The organism is Spiroplasma corruscae, assembly GCF_002237575.1.
Taxonomy (GTDB): Bacteria; Bacillota_I; Bacilli_A; order Mycoplasmatales; family Mycoplasmataceae; genus Spiroplasma_A; species Spiroplasma_A corruscae.
In genome coordinates, this window is record NZ_CP022535.1 from 127,882 (window position 1) to 147,601 (window position 19,720).

The 19,720-nt window shown below is 28.9% G+C and carries 13 protein-coding genes and 16 tRNA genes; 27 read left to right on the forward strand and 2 right to left on the reverse strand.

All coding sequences use genetic code 4. From position 1 onward, the window contains the following. Nucleotides 1–42: 42 nt before the first annotated feature. From SCORR_RS00570 to SCORR_RS00700, 26 genes are all read left to right on the forward strand, one after another. Nucleotides 43–1,677, forward strand: coding sequence for a TrkH family potassium uptake protein (locus SCORR_RS00570; protein WP_094048133.1), 1,635 nt, complete (start codon nucleotides 43–45; stop codon nucleotides 1,675–1,677). A 26-nt stretch (nucleotides 1,678–1,703) separates the two neighbouring features. Then, a complete protein-coding gene (locus tag SCORR_RS00575) occupies nucleotides 1,704–3,548 on the forward strand; it encodes an ABC transporter ATP-binding protein (protein ID WP_094048135.1) in 1,845 nt (614 codons plus the stop codon). Between the two features lie 42 nt (nucleotides 3,549–3,590). Continuing rightward, nucleotides 3,591–3,935 (forward strand): hypothetical protein, encoded by a 345-nt coding sequence (locus SCORR_RS00580; RefSeq protein ID WP_094048137.1) that lies wholly within the window; start codon nucleotides 3,591–3,593, stop codon nucleotides 3,933–3,935. Between the two features lie 88 nt (nucleotides 3,936–4,023). Next, nucleotides 4,024–4,099, forward strand: a tRNA-Asn gene (locus tag SCORR_RS00585). Between the two features lie 5 nt (nucleotides 4,100–4,104). After that, nucleotides 4,105–4,180, forward strand: a tRNA-Glu gene (locus SCORR_RS00590). Nucleotides 4,181–4,189: 9 nt separating this feature from the next. Further along, nucleotides 4,190–4,265 (forward strand) — tRNA-Val (locus SCORR_RS00595). Nucleotides 4,266–4,271: 6 nt separating this feature from the next. Beyond that, nucleotides 4,272–4,347, forward strand: a tRNA-Thr gene (locus tag SCORR_RS00600). Between the two features lie 501 nt (nucleotides 4,348–4,848). Further along, nucleotides 4,849–4,924: transfer RNA gene (locus SCORR_RS00610), tRNA-Lys, on the forward strand. Nucleotides 4,925–4,929: 5 nt separating this feature from the next. Next, a tRNA-Leu gene (locus tag SCORR_RS00615) sits at nucleotides 4,930–5,014 on the forward strand. Between the two features lie 103 nt (nucleotides 5,015–5,117). Continuing rightward, a complete protein-coding gene (locus tag SCORR_RS00620) occupies nucleotides 5,118–6,572 on the forward strand; it encodes a uracil-xanthine permease family protein (protein WP_094048141.1) in 1,455 nt (484 codons plus the stop codon). Between the two features lie 44 nt (nucleotides 6,573–6,616). Further along, entirely contained in the window at nucleotides 6,617–7,465 is an 849-nt protein-coding gene (locus SCORR_RS00625) for an HAD-IIB family hydrolase (protein ID WP_094048143.1), read from the forward strand. A 2-nt stretch (nucleotides 7,466–7,467) separates the two neighbouring features. After that, complete coding sequence (gene trxA / locus SCORR_RS00630) at nucleotides 7,468–7,776, forward strand: thioredoxin (RefSeq protein ID WP_211279181.1); 309 nt, start codon at nucleotides 7,468–7,470, stop codon at nucleotides 7,774–7,776. A 3-nt stretch (nucleotides 7,777–7,779) separates the two neighbouring features. Further along, nucleotides 7,780–8,592, forward strand: a complete 813-nt coding sequence (locus SCORR_RS00635; RefSeq protein WP_094048145.1) for a Cof-type HAD-IIB family hydrolase — start codon at nucleotides 7,780–7,782, stop codon at nucleotides 8,590–8,592. A gap of 274 nt (nucleotides 8,593–8,866) precedes the next feature. Continuing rightward, nucleotides 8,867–9,925 (forward strand): spermidine/putrescine ABC transporter ATP-binding protein, encoded by a 1,059-nt coding sequence (gene potA / locus SCORR_RS00640; protein WP_094048147.1) that lies wholly within the window; start codon nucleotides 8,867–8,869, stop codon nucleotides 9,923–9,925. After that, nucleotides 9,918–10,925 carry a spermidine/putrescine ABC transporter permease gene (potB, locus tag SCORR_RS00645; RefSeq protein WP_094048149.1) on the forward strand — a complete coding sequence of 336 codons (1,008 nt, stop codon included), beginning with the start codon at nucleotides 9,918–9,920 and terminating at the stop codon, nucleotides 10,923–10,925. The genes potA and potB overlap by 8 nt, the downstream gene beginning before the upstream one ends. Next, on the forward strand, nucleotides 10,892–14,071 hold the full coding sequence (gene potCD, locus SCORR_RS00650; RefSeq protein ID WP_094048151.1) for a spermidine/putrescine ABC transporter permease/substrate-binding protein: 3,180 nt from the start codon (nucleotides 10,892–10,894) through the stop codon (nucleotides 14,069–14,071). Before potB ends, potCD begins: the two co-directional genes overlap by 34 nt. A 57-nt stretch (nucleotides 14,072–14,128) precedes the next feature. Next, nucleotides 14,129–14,203, forward strand: a tRNA-Cys gene (locus SCORR_RS00655). A gap of 200 nt (nucleotides 14,204–14,403) precedes the next feature. Next, nucleotides 14,404–14,480: transfer RNA gene (locus tag SCORR_RS00660), tRNA-Arg, on the forward strand. A 53-nt stretch (nucleotides 14,481–14,533) separates the two neighbouring features. Then, nucleotides 14,534–14,610, forward strand: a tRNA-Pro gene (locus SCORR_RS00665). Nucleotides 14,611–14,625: 15 nt separating this feature from the next. Further along, nucleotides 14,626–14,701, forward strand: a tRNA-Ala gene (locus SCORR_RS00670). Between the two features lie 5 nt (nucleotides 14,702–14,706). After that, nucleotides 14,707–14,783: transfer RNA gene (locus tag SCORR_RS00675), tRNA-Met, on the forward strand. 12 nt (nucleotides 14,784–14,795) lie between these two features. Then, nucleotides 14,796–14,872, forward strand: a tRNA-Ile gene (locus SCORR_RS00680). 49 nt (nucleotides 14,873–14,921) lie between these two features. Next, a tRNA-Ser gene (locus SCORR_RS00685) sits at nucleotides 14,922–15,014 on the forward strand. A gap of 11 nt (nucleotides 15,015–15,025) precedes the next feature. Continuing rightward, nucleotides 15,026–15,101, forward strand: a tRNA-Met gene (locus tag SCORR_RS00690). Between the two features lie 4 nt (nucleotides 15,102–15,105). Beyond that, a tRNA-Asp gene (locus SCORR_RS00695) sits at nucleotides 15,106–15,182 on the forward strand. A 3-nt stretch (nucleotides 15,183–15,185) separates the two neighbouring features. Continuing rightward, nucleotides 15,186–15,261, forward strand: a tRNA-Phe gene (locus SCORR_RS00700). 208 nt (nucleotides 15,262–15,469) lie between these two features. Here the strand turns inward: SCORR_RS00700 and SCORR_RS05555 are convergent. Together SCORR_RS05555 and SCORR_RS05505 are read right to left on the reverse strand one after the other, a co-directional pair. After that, entirely contained in the window at nucleotides 15,470–15,592 is a 123-nt protein-coding gene (locus SCORR_RS05555) for a hypothetical protein (protein WP_281251255.1), read from the reverse strand. Nucleotides 15,593–15,873: 281 nt separating this feature from the next. Continuing rightward, the gene (locus SCORR_RS05505; protein WP_157705302.1) at nucleotides 15,874–17,865 is read right to left on the reverse strand and encodes an ABC transporter ATP-binding protein; all 1,992 of its coding nucleotides are present in this window, start codon (nucleotides 17,863–17,865) and stop codon (nucleotides 15,874–15,876) included. 257 nt (nucleotides 17,866–18,122) lie between these two features. On the opposite strand from SCORR_RS05505, the gene SCORR_RS00715 reads away from it, so the two are divergent. After that, complete coding sequence (locus tag SCORR_RS00715; protein ID WP_094048155.1) at nucleotides 18,123–19,580, forward strand: NCS2 family permease; 1,458 nt, start codon at nucleotides 18,123–18,125, stop codon at nucleotides 19,578–19,580. Nucleotides 19,581–19,720: the final 140 nt, after the last annotated feature.

Genomic DNA, 19,720 nt, shown 5'->3' on the forward strand with positions numbered 1-19,720 from the left:
TACTTTATTGTATAATTTAATAGAATAAACAAAGAGGATATCATGAGTAAAATCGTTAACAAAGATAAAAAACCTAATAAATTATCGGATATAAAAAAAATGGATAAAGTCTTTAGGAAACTAAAAAATTGATATCCATTCTCTAGAATTACAGGTAGGATTATTATTTCGTATGCTCTATCAATTTTAATTGGTGGTTTTTTACTTTCTATACCAGGAGTAATTATAGATGATAAAAATAGTTGAAAACTTTTGGTAGGAGTATTTACTGCATCAAGTGCAATATCTGACACGGGTATAACAATGGTTCAAACCAATACTAGTTACTCTTTCATTGGTCAACTATTAATTATTATAATGTGTCAAATTGGTGGAATTGGTATTTTAACAATAAAAATAGTTATTTTAGCTATCATTGGAAGAAAAATATCTTTAGATGATCAAAGTGTTGCACAATCAGAAAGAGGTAATAGTACTATATCAAGTACTGTTGAAATGATAAAAGATGCATTCATTTTTCTAATATGATTAGAAATTATAGGAGCTTTCTTTTTATTTTTTGCCTTTTATTTTAACCAAGTAGATACATCAATGGTTGTAGATAAGGATAAGGTAACTGATTCATATCATAACTTCAGTAAATCTTTATGAGCTTCAATATTTCACTCTATTAGTGCAACAAACAATGCCGGATTTGATATAATAAGTGGGAACTCTTTATTACCTTACAATCAAGGTGGTTCACATGCATACTTGTTGCAAGTTACATTTTTATGTCAATGAGTAATAGGTGGATTAGGTTACCCAACCTATCATGATATTAAAAGAAAAATAAAGGCCAGATCTGAAGGAACTACTGCTAAGTTTTCATTGTTTACTAAGTTGAACTTTGTAATGTATACTTGTTTATTTATTATTGGTCCTGTTCTTGTATTTATTACTGAAAGCGCAACAATACAAGATAGCCAAATCTTGAGAGAAGGAACTTTTAAGCAAACTAGTTATTTAGTTGATGAAAAAGTAGTAACTAAAACAGAGTGGGTAGCAGACCCATCAGGAAAATGAAAATCTGAATATGTATGAATTATGGATTTGATATTTAATGTATCGTCTTGTAGAAATGCAGGTTTTGCAACAGTTGATATAAATAATTTCTCAGCCGGTAGTAAAGTTGTTATGTCTATTTGAATGTTTATTGGGTCTGCCCCATCATCAACCGCTGGGGGAATTCGAACCACAACATTTGCAATAACTTTATTAGCAATATGATCAATTGTAAGAAATAAGAAAACAGTTGAAGCATTTAAAAGAAAAATTCCTGATGAAACAGTCAAAAGGGCTTTTGCGGTTGTAATTATATCTGTTGCATTTTTGTTTTTAGCAATATTAATCGTTTATTTAGATAGTAATGAAGCACTTTCAGATGATGCTTCAAAAGATGCGCAAAATCAATTATTCATTAGACTAATTGTTTATGTTTCAAGTGCCTTCGGTACGGTAGGTTTTTCACCGTTCTCAAGTGATCAAGCTATGAATATGGGAATTGCAAGTAAATGAACTCTCATACTAACTATGTTTATAGGTCAGTTAGGTATTTCAAACACACTCCTCGCATTTGTAAAACCAAAAAACAAACAAAATTTTACATATATTGATGAGGATGTTGTAATAGGTTAAAAATTAATTAGAAAGCTGGAGGATTTATGGACTTAATAATAAGGTCGAACTCAAAAGGACCTTTTTTAAAGATACTATTCCATTATTATAAAAAAGAGTGAAAGTTAACTATAACTATGTTAATTCTTTGCTTAATAATTGTAACTTGTTCTTTGTTATTGCCAATACTAACGTTTCAAATGACTAAGGCAATTACAAAAGATTTATCAGAAAGACAAGGAGTTCCATTTGAAGATGTGGACACAGGAATGCTCTCATTTTGAGGCATGAGTTGGATTAATTTAATTTATATATCAATAGCAGACGTTGTTTTATATTGTATTGTTTCATTTTATTATGATTATGCTGCTTATATAATAGGTAGGAAAATTGAAATCAGTTTAAGAAACAGATGTTTAGAAAATCTTGTAAGACAAGATATTTCATATTATTCTGATAAAAAAATAGGAGAAATTCTTACTAAAATTGTATCAGATACTCAAACTGTTGGTGATCAAGCTATACAAGTTCCACTACAAATTGGGTTATCAATCTTTGAAATAACTGCATCAGCTGCACTTATGTTTGTTTTTGCTTGAAAATTAGGACTATCAACTTTAATAATTTTTGCTGTTTGTATGCTTTTAATGGCAATATGCTTTTTTGCAACAAGAAAAAAAGTTTTAAAAGTAAGAGAAGTTATAACTTCAATAAATGGGGATGTAACTGATAGAGTTGCTACAGTAAGATTAATAAAATCATCAGGAACAGAAAATTATGAAACTAAAAGATTTATTGATGTTCACAAGGATTATTACAAAAAATCAAAAGCAGTTGGTTATAACCAGTCTCTAATGTTAACTACTATGTGGGGTGGAGTTTTTGTCCTGAAATTCTTTTCTATAATTGGTGCAATGCTGATTTATGGAATGTTCTCTACTCCGGAAGAAGGTTTATTATTTTTTAAATATACTTTTGCTTCATTCCAATTGGCTGAGTCTATGATGATAAGTCCACTATTCCAAATAATGAATGCTTTATTTGGGTTAGTTTATGCATCTGTTGCTTCTGAAAGGGTTAGTGACACTATAAAGGCAAAGTCTATAATGGATCACCATTATTATGATGGTATAAATGTAGAAAAGATTCAAGGTAACATTATTTTTAAAGGTGTTGAGTTTGCATATCCTGAAAAACCATCCAAAATAATATTGCCAAAGTTTGACTTTGTGTTTGAAGAATCAAAAAGTTATGCATTCGTAGGAGAAACAGGTAGCGGTAAATCAACAATAGCTAAGTTGTTACTTAGATTTTATGATCCAACAAGTGGTTCAATATTAATAAATGAGAATTTAAATCTTAAAGAATTAAATTTAGCAAGTTATTTACAACACGTAGGGTACGTAGAACAAGACCCGCAAATACTTTATGGAAATGTATATGAAAACGTAACGTATGGAACATTTGGTGCAACAAGAGCTGAAATTATAAGTGCATGTAAAATGGCTGAATTACATGAATTAGTTATGTCTTGACCTGATAAATATGAAACAATTTTAGGGGAAAGAGGATTTATGCTTAGTGGTGGTCAAAAACAAAGACTTGTAATTGCAAGGATGTTTTTAAAAAATCCACAATTATTAATTCTTGATGAAGCTACAAGTGCATTAGATAATATTGTAGAGAAAGAAATTCAAGCAAAATTAGATATACTGATGAAAGGTAGAACAACAGTTACCATTGCACATAGATTAAGTACTATAAAAAACGCTAATGAAATTATAGTTTTAGGTGCAAATGGTAAAGGAATCGTACAAAGAGGAACGTTTAAAGAGCTAAAAGAATCACCTGGTCATTTCCAAAAACTATATAACGCAGGATTAATTGAATAAAGTTAACTTTTTTGCTAATATAAAATTGAAAGAGGTGTATTAATGAAAGCTGATGGATTATGTAAAGCGGGTTGTATAGTTGCGATTATTTCTAGTTGTTTATTCATTTTTGGTTGTTTAATGTTTATTGTAATTTTTATGGTTAGTGCTCTTGTATCAAGTAAAGGTTATGAACCAGTGGTATTATCAATATTAGCTATTTATGCTATACCATTATTAGTAGTTATTATTGTTCAGATTCCTACACTAGTATTATGTTCTAAAGTTTTAAAAGGAACTGCAAAATCAAAGAATGCTGCAGGAGTAGTTTCAATAATATTCACTGGCGTATTGGGTGGAGTTTTAATTTTATGTGGTAATTACCAGAACAATGGCAATGAAGAATAATAAAGGAATATAAGAAAAAATAAAAAAAATCAAATTTTACTTGATTTTTTTTATTTTATTATGCTATTATGAATAGGTAGCATTTTATGGCTTTTTAGCTCAGTTGGTAGAGCAACCGGCTGTTAACCGGTTGGTCGCAGGTTCGAGTCCTGCAAAAGCCGCCATTTATGGCCTATTGGTGAAGTGGTTAACACACACGGTTTTCATCCGTGCACACACGGGTTCGAACCCCGTATAGGCTACCATTTATAAAAGGAGTATTAGCTCAGTTGGGAGAGCATCTGCCTTACAAGCAGGCGGTCAGCGGTTCAAGTCCGTTATACTCCACCATTTTTCGCTGATGTGGCTCAATTGGCAGAGCAACTGACTTGTAATCAGTAGGTTGTAGGTTCAAGTCCTATCATCAGCACCAGATTCGAAATCAATCAACTTTTATTAGTTGTTTTTTTTATATTTTTTTTAGTATTATTATATTGAGGTCCCAAATGAATAAAAAACTAATCATTCCTTTAACAATTACTTTAAGTTGTAGTTTTATTTTACAGATTTTAACCTTATCTTTACTAAAATTTGTTAATATCAATAAAAAAAATGACTATTTAGTCCAACTAAATTTATGGATATGAATATTTTGTATTCTTGCTATGGCTTTTATAATAACTATATTAATAACTATTTTGTTAAAAAAGAAAAATACATTTTTTGTATGTTCAATACTTTGTATTATTTTTGGAATTTATTTATCATTATCATTTATTGTGGTTTCATATTATTTTGGAGTTCCTAATATTATAATAGGAATTATATTATTAACAATTGGTTCAATCTATATAAATAAAAATAAGGATAATTATTATTAAAATATTTAGGAAAAAATGTAAAAAAATGTTATTATTATTTTGTTAATTTTATTGTCTCGTTAGCTCAGCCGGTAGAGCAACTGGCTTTTAACCAGTGGGTCATAAGTTCGAATCTTATACGGGACACCATCCACCCGGGATTGGCGGAATTGGCAGACGCACCAGACTTAGGATCTGGCGTGGTAACACGTGGGGGTTCAAGTCCCTTATCCCGGACCATACTTGATTTTAAGCGCACAATTATAGTGCGTTTTTTTTATTTATTAATTGTTTTAATTATGATAATATCATCTAGATAATAAAACTTTTTAGGAGGAAAAAAATGGAAGAAAGCAAAATTATATTACAACCAAGAGAAAAGCCTAAAAGTATTTGACAATGAACTTTATTATCTTTTCAACACGTTTTCGCTATGTTTGGTGCAACTGTTTTAGTTCCGTTAGTTATTAATAAAAACGCCGGAAATGTTGAGGTTATAAATATATCAATGGCACTATTTTGTAGTGGTTTTGGAACTTTGATTTATATTGGTTTAACAGCCGCAAAAGTACCAATATACTTGGGGAGTAGTTTTGCATATATGAGCGTTTTAGGTCTAGGGTTTGGCCAATATGGATGAGGTAATTCAATCTTTATTGGGGTATTCATGGTTGGTGTAGTTTATATCTTATTTGGTTTTTTAATTCATTGAACTGGAATTAAATGAATCAAAAAAGCTTTTGCACCAATAGTCATAGGACCAATAGTTGTTGTTATTGGTTTAAGTGCTATTAAAAGTGCTCTTTTAAACTCAGGGATAATTTGAGATTCTAGTTCTTTAAATGAAGGAACAAACTATCCACAATGATTAGCTCTATTAATAGCCTTTATAACATTTATTATAGCTGCAATTTGTATGTTAAAATCAAAATCATTTTTAAAAGTAATACCTATTCTTGTTGCTCTTGTTGTAGGTTATATTATTGCTGTAATATTTCATTTTGCACTAAAGCCAGTTGGATACTCATTATTACAAACAGATTTGATTTCAAATACGTCAAATTGAGAGTGATATCCAAGTTTTAAAAAAGTTTGAGATGTTGATCCATCAACTATTGGTCCAGCTCTTGTTGGTATTGTACCAATTGCATTGGTAACTATGACAGAACACTTAGGTGACCATATAAACATTGGAACAATGACAAATAAAGATTTTATTAAGGACCCAGGTATTAGTAGAACTTTAATGGCTGACGGTGTTGCAATGGCTTTTGCTGGTTTAATTGGTGGACCAGCAAACGCAACTTACTCTGAAAACACCAGTGTAGTCTCTATCACAAAAGTAGCAAGCGTTTGAGTAACAGGATTAGCTGCAATATTTGCAATTATCATGAGCTTTATTGCACCAATAAACCAATTAATTATGATGATTCCTCTTCCAGTAATGGGAGCTATTAGTATTTTATTGTTTGGTATGATAAGCTCAAATGGAATAAGAATATTAATAAATGCAAAAATAAACTTTTCAAATGCAAAAAATATTATTGTTGTATCATTAATATTAGCAATCGGAATTGGGATGTCTTTGACTGATAGTACTATAAGAATAGGACATTCATTTAATATAACAGGATTGTTTCTAGCAACAATAATAGGAATTGTGGCAAATTTATTACTCCCAAATCATGATAACCTAGGTTTATTATCAATGTTTAAATTTAAGAAAAATACTAACAATGATTCAAAAAATAAAGGTAAAATTAAAAAAGAGAAAAAGCAAGATAAAAATAAAAAATAGATTTTTTATTTATACATTTGTTTATCGAAAGAGGTAATGATCAAATGGAATTAAATTTTAAGGAAAATGTAATAGTATTCTCTGATTTAGATGGGACTGCTCTTCTAGATAATCACAAGTTTAGCGATAGACTAGTAAAAGTGGTTGAGAAGCTGTATAAAAAAAATATAATGTTTATACCTGTAACAGCAAGAATTACAAAAGATGCAATTAATCAACAAGCAATATATCTTAGTATAGACAAATTTAAAGGAATAGCGGTTGCTAATAATGGAAGCCAAGTATTTGATTTTAAAACAAATAATTATTTAGTTAACAAATTCATTGATAAAAGTATATTGGAAAAAATATTTTATAAAACTTATGGCAAAATAGGGGAATTTAAAGTTCACTATTTCGCAGGTGACACTTGTTATGTTTATGGTTATGGTCATAATTCAAGTTATTGAGCAGACGTAATGAAAGTTAATTATGAAATAATATCAAAAGTGGAACAAATAACCAAACCAGTATCCCATATGACAATGGTTTTGAATGAAGAATATGCAAAAAATCATATTGGCGAATTTTTAAATGAATTTGATTTCCTAAGAAATGATTTAGATATGATAAAATATACAAATAGAGTTTATGAATTGGCAAACAAAGGTGTTAATAAAGGCTCTGTAGTTGGAGAAGTTTTAAATTATTTAGGACTTTCAAAAGAAAATACAACAACTTTTGCTTTTGGAGATAGTTTCAATGATATCCCATTATTAAAAGCTGTTGAATATCCAATAGCACTTGAAAATTCAATCAAGGAGTTAAAGGATTTAGCAATATTTGTTTCTAAAAGCAACAATGATGATGGTGTTGCAGAATTTATAGAAAATAATATTTTAAAGGAGAAATAATTATGGATATTAAACACGTAAAATCAATTGAAGAATTGGATAACTTACTAAAAAATAACAAATCAGTTGTTGTAGACTTTTTTGCAGATTGATGCGGACCTTGTAAAATGCTTGCTCCAATATTTGAACAAGTTTCAGGAGAAGTTGTAGATACACAATTTGTAAAAGTTAATGTTGATGAAGCTTCAGAATTAGCTAATCAATACGGTGTAAGATCAATTCCAACTGTAATATCATTCAAGGATGGTAACTTAGCAAAACAAAATACTGGGTTTATGTCGAGAGATGTTTTATTAGATTTCATTAAATAGTATATGAAAGACATTAAACTTATTGTTATGGATATTGATGGTACAATTTTGGGGAAAGGACATGAAGTTACTTCTAAAACATTAGAAGCGTTACAAATGGCCAGAAGCAAGAATGTTAAAATATGTTTAGCTACGGGTAGACATTTTTATCGTACAAAAAAAATAGCCGAAACTATTTTATCTGATATAAATCAAGATTATGTCATATGTTTAAATGGTGCTGGCTTATATAAATATAATGAAAAAAAAAGTATTGATATAATTGAAGAAAAAGTATTTACTGTAGAAGAATTCCAATGAATATACAATGAAGCAAAAAAACTAAAATTAAATTGTTGGAGTTATGATAAACAAGAAAAAACAGCTCATGTAATTAAAAGAAGTTTTTTCACTATGTTCCTTAATAAAATAGCTAATAGAAAATCTGTGGTCTTTAAAAAAGATACAAAAAATATAGCTTTCAAAATATTAGCAAATGGCAAAAGTAAATCAATTTCTAAATTAAAAAAAATATTAAGAGAAAGAAAGTTTAGAATTTATGACTGAAGCTATAGTGACGCGTCAAAAAGAATAGAAATTAGTCCTAAAGGAGTCAATAAAGCATACGCAGTAAAAAAAATTGCTGAGTTAGAAAATATAAGTAAAGATAATATTATGTTTTTTGGAGATGGGGATAACGATAAAGAATTACTAGGTTGATGTAAGTATGGAGTTGCCATGGGCAATGCACACGAAGAAGTTGCTAAGAATGCAAGTTATAAAACCCTTAAAAATACTGAAGATGGAGTCGCTCACTTCATAAATAAAAATATATAATAAATTAATCACAAAACTTTGTAGATTAAATTATTGTATATTTTTTAGTTTTAGTATATTATTAATCAAGTAAAAAAGTCATTTGAAGGGAGTTATTGCAATGAAATTAAAAGAAGTAATAAATATAAATCAATATTTAATCGCTGAATGATTTGACGTTGTCATAACTCGTGTCGAATGACATGAAATATTACTAGAAACTGAAATGCTCTCCCTAATGGCGTAATGATTATAAAAATTACGCGAGAAAATTTAATATTAGAGGAGATACACTATGAAAGACAAAAAAAATATTTTGGAAATTCGTGATTTGACTAAAAGTTACGATGGTAAAGTTGTTTTAAAAGGTGTGAGTTTTAACGTTAAAGAAGGTGAGTTTATTACTTTACTTGGTCCTTCAGGTTGTGGTAAGTCTACTACTTTAAATATTATTGGAGGTCGTGAAAAACAAGAAACAGGTCAAATCCTTTTTGAAGGTAAAGATCTAACACCAATTCCAAGTAACAAAAGACAAATTAACACAATCTTCCAAAACTACGCACTATTCCCTCATTATGATGTTTATGACAATATCGCATATGGTTTAAGAATTAAAAAGACCAAAGAAGATCTTGTTACAAAAGAAGTTTCTCATTATATAAAAAAGTTCTCTTTAGAAGGTCTTGAAAATAAAAGGGTTCATGAATTAAGTGGTGGTCAAAAACAAAGGGTAGCAATTGCAAGAGCTCTTATTTTAAAACCAAGAATTCTTTTGCTAGATGAACCAATGTCAGCACTAGATGTTCATTTAAGGAAAAGAATGCAAGATGAATTAAAAGATTTACAAGAAGAAGTTGGAATTACTTTTATTTTAGTGACTCATGATCAAGAAGAGGCTCTAACTTTAAGTGATAGAATTGTTGTAATTAATGATGGTGCAATTCAACAAATTGGAACACCTCAACAAATATATAATGAACCAGAAAACAGATGAGTGGCAAAATTTATAGGTTCTTCAAACATAATTGAAGATGGAGAATTTGTAAAAGACTTAAAAGTAAAGTTTGATGATAAGGAATTTGAATGTACAGATAAAGGATTCGGAGATCATCAAAAAAACATAGATATAGTAATTAGGCCAGAAGACATTTTAATTGATGAACCTGGTAAAGGATACTTTGACGGAGTAGTAGAAAATATTATTTTTAAAGGAGTACATTACGAGATTACTATTAAATGTTTAAATAGAATGTATAAATCTCACACAACTCAATTCCATGACTTTGATAAACCTGTATCAGTTAAATGATTACCTGATGACTTACACGTTATGTGAAAAGAAGTAGATGAATAATAATTTAACAAGCAATGATACAAGTATAAAAAATCAAAATCTGGAATTAGAAAATGAACTTAATGAGATTGAAAACATTGAAATGGAGTATTCAAATAAAGAACCTGAATCAACAAAAAGAAGTTTAAAAGATAAAATTGGTAATTTTAAGATTGTTCAATCTATGAAAAAAAAGGTTTGACCAGTGTTATTACCATTTATTGTTGTTATGAGTATATTGGTTATACTTCCATTAGTCGGAATAATTATTTTTTCTATTGTTGATCCAACAGGAGATAGTGTAAAATTTTCTTTTAGTTTAAGAAATTTCATACAACTAATAACAACAGAATCAATAATGATAGTTTTAGGATTATCACTTTTATATGCATTTGTGGCAGCTATTCTAACTGTAATGATGGCTTACCCAATCGCATTAATAATGTCACAATTAAAAAACAAACTATTAGCTAAAAATATGTGAGTATTAGCAACACTTCCAATTTGAATATCAATGATATTAAAAGTACTAGGTTTGAGAAGTGTTTTTATGATAATCTCAGTATCTTCAGTTGGAACACCTTTTGCTATTGTAATTGGAATGATATATATGTTCTTACCCTTTGCTATTGCTCCAATATATAATGGATTAGAAAACCAAGACAGCATATATTACTATGCAGCACTTGATTTAAAGGCAAGTAAACTTAAAGCATTCTTCCACACAACTTTTCGTGCATCATTACCAGGAGTTTTTGCAGGATTCACATTAGTAATAGTTCAAGCTGCAACATCTTTATTGGTTGTTAGATACATGGGTGATGGAAAAATAAATTTAATTACTAACATAATTGAAAATTACTTTTTTAGAGGTACCGACTTTGGTTATGGAGCTACTATAGCTGTTGTTTTAGCTGTTTTATTATTGTTAATAATGGGTATTATGAAATTAATATCTAACAAATTCGAAGTAAGGGGGTCTAAAAAATGAAAAAGTTCTTCAAATCCTGTTATTTCTTAATAATAATGCTTTTCATTTATATACCAATTGCCACAATGATCTTTTTATCATTTAATAATGGTAAAAATGTAGATGATTTTACAGGTTTTAGTTTTAAATGATATGAATATTTAATTAACTATTCACCATTTATTAAATCAATTACAGTATCATTATTTGTTGCGATGATTTCAACAATAATATCAATTATTGTTGGTGTTATGGCTTGTTATGGACTAAGTAGAATAAAGAGAAAAACTGCAAATAGATGAGTAAGAATTGCAAACATACCATTAGTAAATGCAGATGTAATTACCGCAGTTAGTTTAATGATAATATTTGTTCTAGCTGGAATAAAGTTTGGTATAGTAACTTTGATTGCAGCACATATATCATTTAACATACCTTATGTTATAGTAACTGTTTTACCATTTATGAATAGAATTGATAAAAACTTGGTAGATGCTTCTAATGATCTTGGCGCAAGCTCTAAACAAACTTTCTTTAAAGTTATTTTACCAATATTATTACCATCAATAATCACTGCCACTGCAATATGTTTTGCGATGAGTTTTGATGATTTTATTATTTCATATTTCACTGGTGGTGATCAAACAAACGTTTCAACTTTCATATACACTGCTAAAAAAATAACCCCTTACATAAATGCATTTGGGACTATTTTGGTGGTTACTATTGTATTTATCATATTAGTATGAAATGCAATACAGATTACTTTACAAAGCATTAAAGAAAATAAACAAAAACTTAAAAAAGGTACTTATAGATTAAAAGATATAAGCTCAATTGAAAAACGTATTATATATTACAAAAAATGTATTGAAACTGAATCAAAAATATTTTTAAGTCTTAATCCATTGTTATGATTAAAATATAAGTTTTTACAAATGGAATATAAAAGATTAAGTAACAAAAGTTTAGACTCAAAAATAAGTAAATTAGAATGAAAAAAAGAACTTCTTGTTGAAAAAATTAATGATGATTCAAGAGCCTTATCTATTCTTGAAAGATTAGAAAATAAAAAGGCTATTTTAAAACAAAAAACAAATTTGAAAAAAGTTAAAAACTTAGATTTGATATTAAGTAGTTTAGATAAAAAAATACAAAAGTATCAATCAAAAGTAGATTTGATCAATGAAAGAAAACTAAAATCTGAACAAGATATAATTGAATTACAAAATGATATTAAGATATTGAAAACAGATTTATCAAATGAAAAAGAACCGAATGAAAAATTAGTTTCTTGATATAATAACAAAATTAAAGATTTAGAAGTGCAAATTAATATTTTAAAAGAAGGTAAAAATAAGTACAAGTTAAAACAAACTATTGATAAGCTAAGTGACTTAAAAACAAAACAAGAACAAAAACTTATTAATAAGTATGAAGAGTTACAAATATTTAAAAGAAAAGTAAAAAGAGTTGTACCGTTTGGTCATAATTTAGACAAAAGTCTAATTAAAAACTCTAGCAATAAAGAAATGGTTTCTTATCTTAAAGATAAAAAACATAATCTAACTCAAAAAGAGATTGCCAAGTATACTTCACTTATTCAAAATAATGACACTAAGTTAGAAAAACTTTTAAGTAAAATATTAGATAAAAAAGAGAAGTACTTTCCTTCAAATATTTCTGAAACAGTTAATGTAAAAAACAATGTATGGGTAAAAAGAAACTGAAAAAAAGTTTTAATGTCAACATCGGTTTTAGCCGCCTTTTCATTACTTACTACCGCGTATGCATTAAATAATGTATATGATTTAGTAATAGGAAACTGAGGAAGTTATATTGCCCCTGGTGTTATTGAAGAGTTTGAAAAAAAAGAAGGAGTTAGAATTAACTACCAGCAATATGATTCAAACGAAAGTTTATATAATAAAATATATACATTTAACTATGATGCGATGGTTCCTAGTGAGTATATGGTTAAGAAACTTGCAGAAGAAGATAAATTGCAAAAAATAGATTATAACTGTATAAAAACAATAAATCTACCAAATGGAGTTGTTGGAGAGAATGGAATAGAAGGAATAGTCCCTAAAGGTGTTTGTCAATTTGACTCAATTGAAAATCAAGAAAATGTAGAAAAACCATATGATATTGATAAAGATCTAGTAACAGTTTTAAGAAAAACTGTAATTGGTTCAGGTAATGATGTACAAAGCTTATTTGACTATTCAATAAACTGATTCTGAGGTGATGTTAGATTGGCATTTAATATTGGGACAGATGATCAACAACCAAGACAAGAATTAATTGAATTTATGGATAAACACGATTTATTTATAAAAGAGAGTAAAGATGAAAAGTCATCATTAGGTGATAATCCATTTGAATGAAAATTAAATACTAAAAATCTATCTTGAGATATACTATGAGATGCAGCCAAAGAAGGATTCGACCTAAAATTAAATGAGGACCCTAAAAATGTATTCATGTATGCATTTGAAAGATTATATGGTCAAGTTGATGCTAATGGTGATTCTATAAAACTATCATCGGCACAAAAACAAGAATGAATTGATGCTGCAGCAAATGAAGTACAAAAACTACTGAGTTACAATAACGTTGGTTTATATGGAGATAATATAATGGATGCAGTACATGCTAAAAATTATGACATAGCCGTTATTTATAATGGAGATTTATTGTGAGCAACTGCTCCTGATTATGAGTCAGAAGATGCTGAGGACGAAGATACTACACCAACTGATGATTCAAACAATGATACTGATACTAGTGGTAGTGATGAATCTGAAGAAGAAAACTCTTGAGTTTATACAACACTTTCTGGTACTCCACAATACGAACACCCTGGAGATAATAAAGACCCAAGAAATTTTAAAGAGGGAACTAATGTTTGAAGTGACAACCTAGTTATTAGTAAAGATAACAGAAATTTAGAATTAACTTATAAATTTATTAATTTTATGTATACATATGATATACAAATGAGACAAGCCGAAGAAGCAACCGCTGCTACAATTATGGGTGATGTCAATGAGCAAATTGCCAATGAAGGAGAAGATCCTTGAAGTGAGTGATTCCATCCAGAAGTAGATGGTGCTCAACCATTTGGTTTTGATGAAAAAATGGATAATTATTTAGTAGATAAATTTAATCAAATAATATCTACAAAACATTAATAAATTTAAAAATTTATTTAATAAATGATTATATTTTTGTATAATCATTTTTGTAATGGTACCATAGCCAAGAGGCTAAGGCATGGGACTGCAACTCCCTGATCGTCGGTTCGACTCCGACTGGTACCTCCATTAAGAAGACAAGAACACTAAAGTGTTCTTTTTGTTTGTCTAAGTTATTGATAATTTAAAAATATATTTAATAATATTTAAAAAAGTTTTAAAAAAGTTTCATTATTAAAAAAAAATTGCTATAATAATAATTGTCAATTTTAAATTAGTTGAAAAAAATCATAATATTATATTATAATTAATTTGGTTTTGTTTTATATGCGCCTTTAGATCAATTGGATAGATCGTTTGACTACGGATCAAAAGGTTAGGGGTTCGAGTCCCTTAAGGCGCGCCATTAGAGAAACCGAATATTATAGTATATATTATTTATTGTAATATTCACATCATCGGGAAGTGGCTCAGCTTGGTAGAGCATTCGGTTTGGGACCGAAGGGTCGCAGGTTCGAATCCTGTCTTCCCGACCATTATATTTTTTATATGGGCCCGTAGCTCAGCTGGGAGAGCACCTGCCTTGCACGCAGGGGGTCGACGGTTCGATCCCGTTCGGGTCCACCATATATGGCGGGGTAGCTCAGCTGGTTAGAGCGCTCGGCTCATACCCGGGAGGTCAAGAGTTCAAGTCTCTTCCCCGCTACCATATATATTTTTTGGACCTTTAGCTCAGTTGGTTAGAGCATCCGGCTCATAACCGGATGGTCATTGGTTCGAGTCCAATAAGGTCCACCACATATGACTCTAGATACACGCTATAGGTCTGTGATTGAAATTTATTTCTGGAAGATTACCCAAGTCTGGCTGAAGGGGTCGGTCTTGAAAACCGAGAGTCGGGGAAACCCGAGCGGGGGTTCGAATCCCTCATCTTCCGCCATTATTTCATATCGCGGGGTGGAGCAGTTGGTAGCTCGTCGGGCTCATAACCCGAAGGTCGTAGGTTCAAGTCCTGCCCCCGCAACCATTATGGCCCCATAGCGAAGTTGGTTATCGCGCCTCCCTGTCACGGAGGAGATCACGGGTTCGAGTCCCGTTGGGGTCGCCATTTGGTTTCGTAGCTCAGTTGGTAGAGCAGTTGACTGAAGCTCAACGTGTCGGCGGTTCAATTCCGTCCGAAACCACCATTAAAAGAATCTTTGCACTTTAAAGTGCTTTTTTTTATTAATAAAACTTAATTTTGCAATTCACAATAATTAGTGTAAAATAAATTATTATGTGAAGAACTACAAGAGATATACTTACAAATACAATATACTTTCAAAAAAACAAACTGTTTATAGGATTGGTTATTATATCAGCTATATTAAATTTGTCATTTTTTTATTCATATGATTATGAATTGTTATATTCGTTCGGAATATATTTTCTAATAATATCATTATTATCAATATTAGTAACTATTTTTAATATAATAATTTCTTGTAAAAAAATATTAATTGAATATGGTTTTAGCATAAAGATGCTCCATACAAAAGAATTATATGATTCATTACTAAATGCTTTATATGTACTATCACCTTTGTTTTTTATATTATTAAACTTAGTTACAGTATTAAAAATAATTTTAAAAAGGTATTTATCATTTGCAAAGTTTAAGTTTTACTTTTATTACATTTTTAAAATTGAGTATAAGTTAAGAGAATTAATTAATAATTATTTATTAAAGTATTTCTTATATATAAGAAGAGTTTATATGCAATTAGTTGTAAAAATAGAAACAAAAAAAGTAACTGTATTTAACCGTTACTTTTTTTATTTTGTTCATTAGCATTATATAAAGACTTAAATAGACCTTCTACTTTTATTAACTCATCATATGTCCCTTGTTGAATGATTCCAACACCAGGCTCAATAACATATATCACATCAAAGTTTTTAATTGTTGATAGTCTATGAGCAATCGAAATAGTAGTTCTATTAACCATTAGTTTCTCAAGCTCAGTTTGAATTTCTCTTTCTACTATATTATCTAATGCACTAGTTGCTTCATCAAGTATTAAAATTTCTGGATCTTTTAATATTAGTCTAGCAATAACTAATCTTTGTTTTTGTCCTCCTGATAATTGACTTCCTCTTTCAAATAAAATTGTGTCATAACCATCAGGTCAACTTTCAATTAAAGAGTGAAGTTTCGCCTTTTTACAAGCATCTATCACTTGTTCTTTTGAGATGTTTTCAAGTCCATATTTTACATTATTCAATATAGTGCCGCTTAATATTTGTGGTTCCTGATCAACATAACCTACCTTATCTAATCAAGACTTTAGATTTAAACTCTTAAGATTATACTTTTCATTAATTATAATTTCTCCCATTGTTGGGTCATAGAATCTTAACATTAATTTTGCGATTGTAGATTTTCCACTTCCTGTAGGTCCTACAAAGGCGTACCTTTTTCCTTTTTCAAATGAAATATCTAAGTTTTTAAACAAAACTTTCTCACTTTCTGGGTAAGAGAATCCAATTTTTTTTAATTTAGCAACTTTAAATTGTTCTTCAAATAATTGTGGTTCGTGTTTATTTATTTCAATATCCTGTTCAAGTATAAAACTAATATTATCTGCAGCTATTTTACATGATGGTACATCATATATTACCTGTCTTAATTGTAATAATGGTAATGTCATAACAACAACACCTGTTGTAAATGCTGATATTATACTAATCAAGGTTTGTGAGTTATCATAAAATAAAAATACACCAAAGATAACAGAAGCCATTGCAAAAGAACCTATACCTCCTAAAATAATTGTTGAAGGAATTTCAGATAAATAGCTTTTTGATTTATTTTTTTTCTCTACTTTTTTTGTATCTTTTTTATAATGTTCTTTCTCCATATCGAATGAACCTGATGATTTGATAAGCCTAATACTATATATTTTTTCACTTGTTTTATGATCAATATCCTTAGCAAAACCTTCAATTCTTTTTGTAAATATATTTGTTGCGAATGCAAATATTACTACAAGTACCCCACATATAAATAACAAACCAAATACCGAAAGGGCAAGTTTTCAGTTTAGTATAAACATCTCTATTGCGCAAAGAAGAATAGAAGATACTGATAATGAATATATAAAAGGTCCTTCTTTTACGTTCTTGCTTATCATATGAATATCTTTGACTAGCACATTTGCTATTTGACCAACCTTATTTTTGTTGAAAAAATTTATGTCTTGGTCAATTAATCTATTCATAAGTTCTCTTTTTAAGTAGGTCTCGTATGATTCGCTAATGTATGATGAGATAATAAATGAAGCATAAGATATAGCTACAACTACTAAAATATCCCCAATCATAAAAAATGCTAAATCAAATAACGATAACCTCAGGTTATTTAAACCAGCGATAATAACAATAACTTCGCTACCATCATATTCAACATAATCATAAAAAAATCCATGAATCATATCGTTAACTAATTGTTTTTTATCAAGTTTATTAGCAATAAAGTCCTTTAAATAACCTTCTATTAACGACCAATCCTTTGGGTCAATTTGTTTTTTTAATATATCTAATAATTTATCAGGATCATCTGTTGAATCTAAAACACTTTTAGCCACTAGCAATGAAGTAATATATTTAATAGCTTCAATATTTGCGACAAGCGTTACTGCCATTATTAATGTTAATGTAAACAAAATACTTGAAAGTATTCATCGTCTTTTCAATGCGGTAAATAGGTGCTTTGCCAAGTTATCTTTAGTTTTAAAAGAGTTATTTTCCATATTAACCTCCTATAACAATTATTATAAACCTTTTGCTTTTTTAAATTAGCAAGTTTTAAAGTAAATTCAAAATAAATATATTATAATAAGTTAGTAGTTAGTAGTTGCTTTTATATGCTTACATAAAGGGTAAGTGTTTCTACGTTGGACCTATTCAACACTATAAGCACTCTAGAATATTAATTAAAACTTCTATTAATTACAATATAAAAGACTTAGCATATTTTAATGCTAAGTTTATTTTCTTTGGAGGTAGAATGAAGAAATTAAAGAAAAATGATGACTTCAATATCGAAAGAACAAAAGATGAAATTGTTAATAATAGCAAAAGAAGCTTTATTCCGAGGTATTTTAAGTTTGATTCTTTGAAAGCAACTTTTAAAAAAGAAATAATAGGAGGGCTAAGCACTTTCCTAGCAATGGTTTATATATTATCAGTAGAACCAACAATATTAAGTGGTGCAGATGGTATTAACGGAGATAAAATGAGTTATGGTGGAGTATTCGTTGCAACAGCAATATCATCATTTATATGTACATTGTTAATGGGATTATTTGCTAATTTACCAGTTGGTGTTGCTCCAAGTATGGGTCTAAATGCTATGTTTACATTTAATATTGCAAATAGTGGTAACATTGGTTATGAAGGAGCATTGATTGCTACAATGATATCTTCAATATTATTTACTGTTATATCAATAACTAAACTACGTTCATTATTGATAAAATGTATTCCACATTCAATGCATTTAGCATTTGGTGTTGGAATTGGATTTTTTATAGCTTATGTTGGTCTTACTAACATTGGATGATTCGCAACGAAAGATGGAATACCAATAGCATCTTTATCCAAGTTTAAAGAGAATTATATTGGGATAATCGTAGGTATGATTATTTTATTTGGATCAATAATACTATTTTTTAAAAAATTTATTGCACCAGTCGCAATAATGATGTTAGTTGGCTTTATTTTTGCAATTATATTAGCTAATACAGTAGACGACATAGCTGTAAGTACTGCATTTGGAGTATCTAAGTGAGATGGATGACATTATAGTGATTTTTCAGGATTTTGATATAATATAAAAAACTCATATTCTGAAATTGGAAATGTTAATATTTGAAATAAGCCAGTTATGTATGTATCTGTATTCATATTTGTAATATTGAACTTTTTTGATGCTACTGGTACTTTAAAAACTATAAATATTGAAACAAATAAAATTACAGAAAGAAATGATGATTTGTCAAATAGCTCTCTAATTATAGACGCTAGTTCAACAATTGTTGGTTCAGCACTTGGTGTTAGTCATATGTCAGCATATGTTGAAAGTTGTGTAGGAATTTCTCAAGGTTCTAGAACAGGTTTTTCAACTATAATAACATCTTTATTATTTTTACTAAGTCTTGTGTTATTTCCATTATTTAAAATGATTCCTGGATGCATTAGTGGAGCTGCAACCGTTTTTATTGGAACAATTATGATTAAATCAATTACTGATATAGAGTGGAAGAAACCTGAAATTGGTTTAGGTGCATTTTTCTCTATTATATTCATGATAACAACTTATTCTATTGCAAATGGAATTGCAGTTGGTATGCTTGCTTATACAGCTGGATGTATAGCAACTAAACAAGGTAAAAAAGTACCAATATTGGTATGATTATTAGATGTTGTATTTATTGCATATTTTATAGCGTATGCGTTTATATAATTACTAATTTTATTGAACATACTTTCAAAGTATGTTTTTTTGTACCTTAAAAGATATAATTATATTAATAAGTAATTATTATGTTTGTTTAATAAAAATTTGTAGTGTAACCTTTTTCCAACATAATTTAAAATTAATCT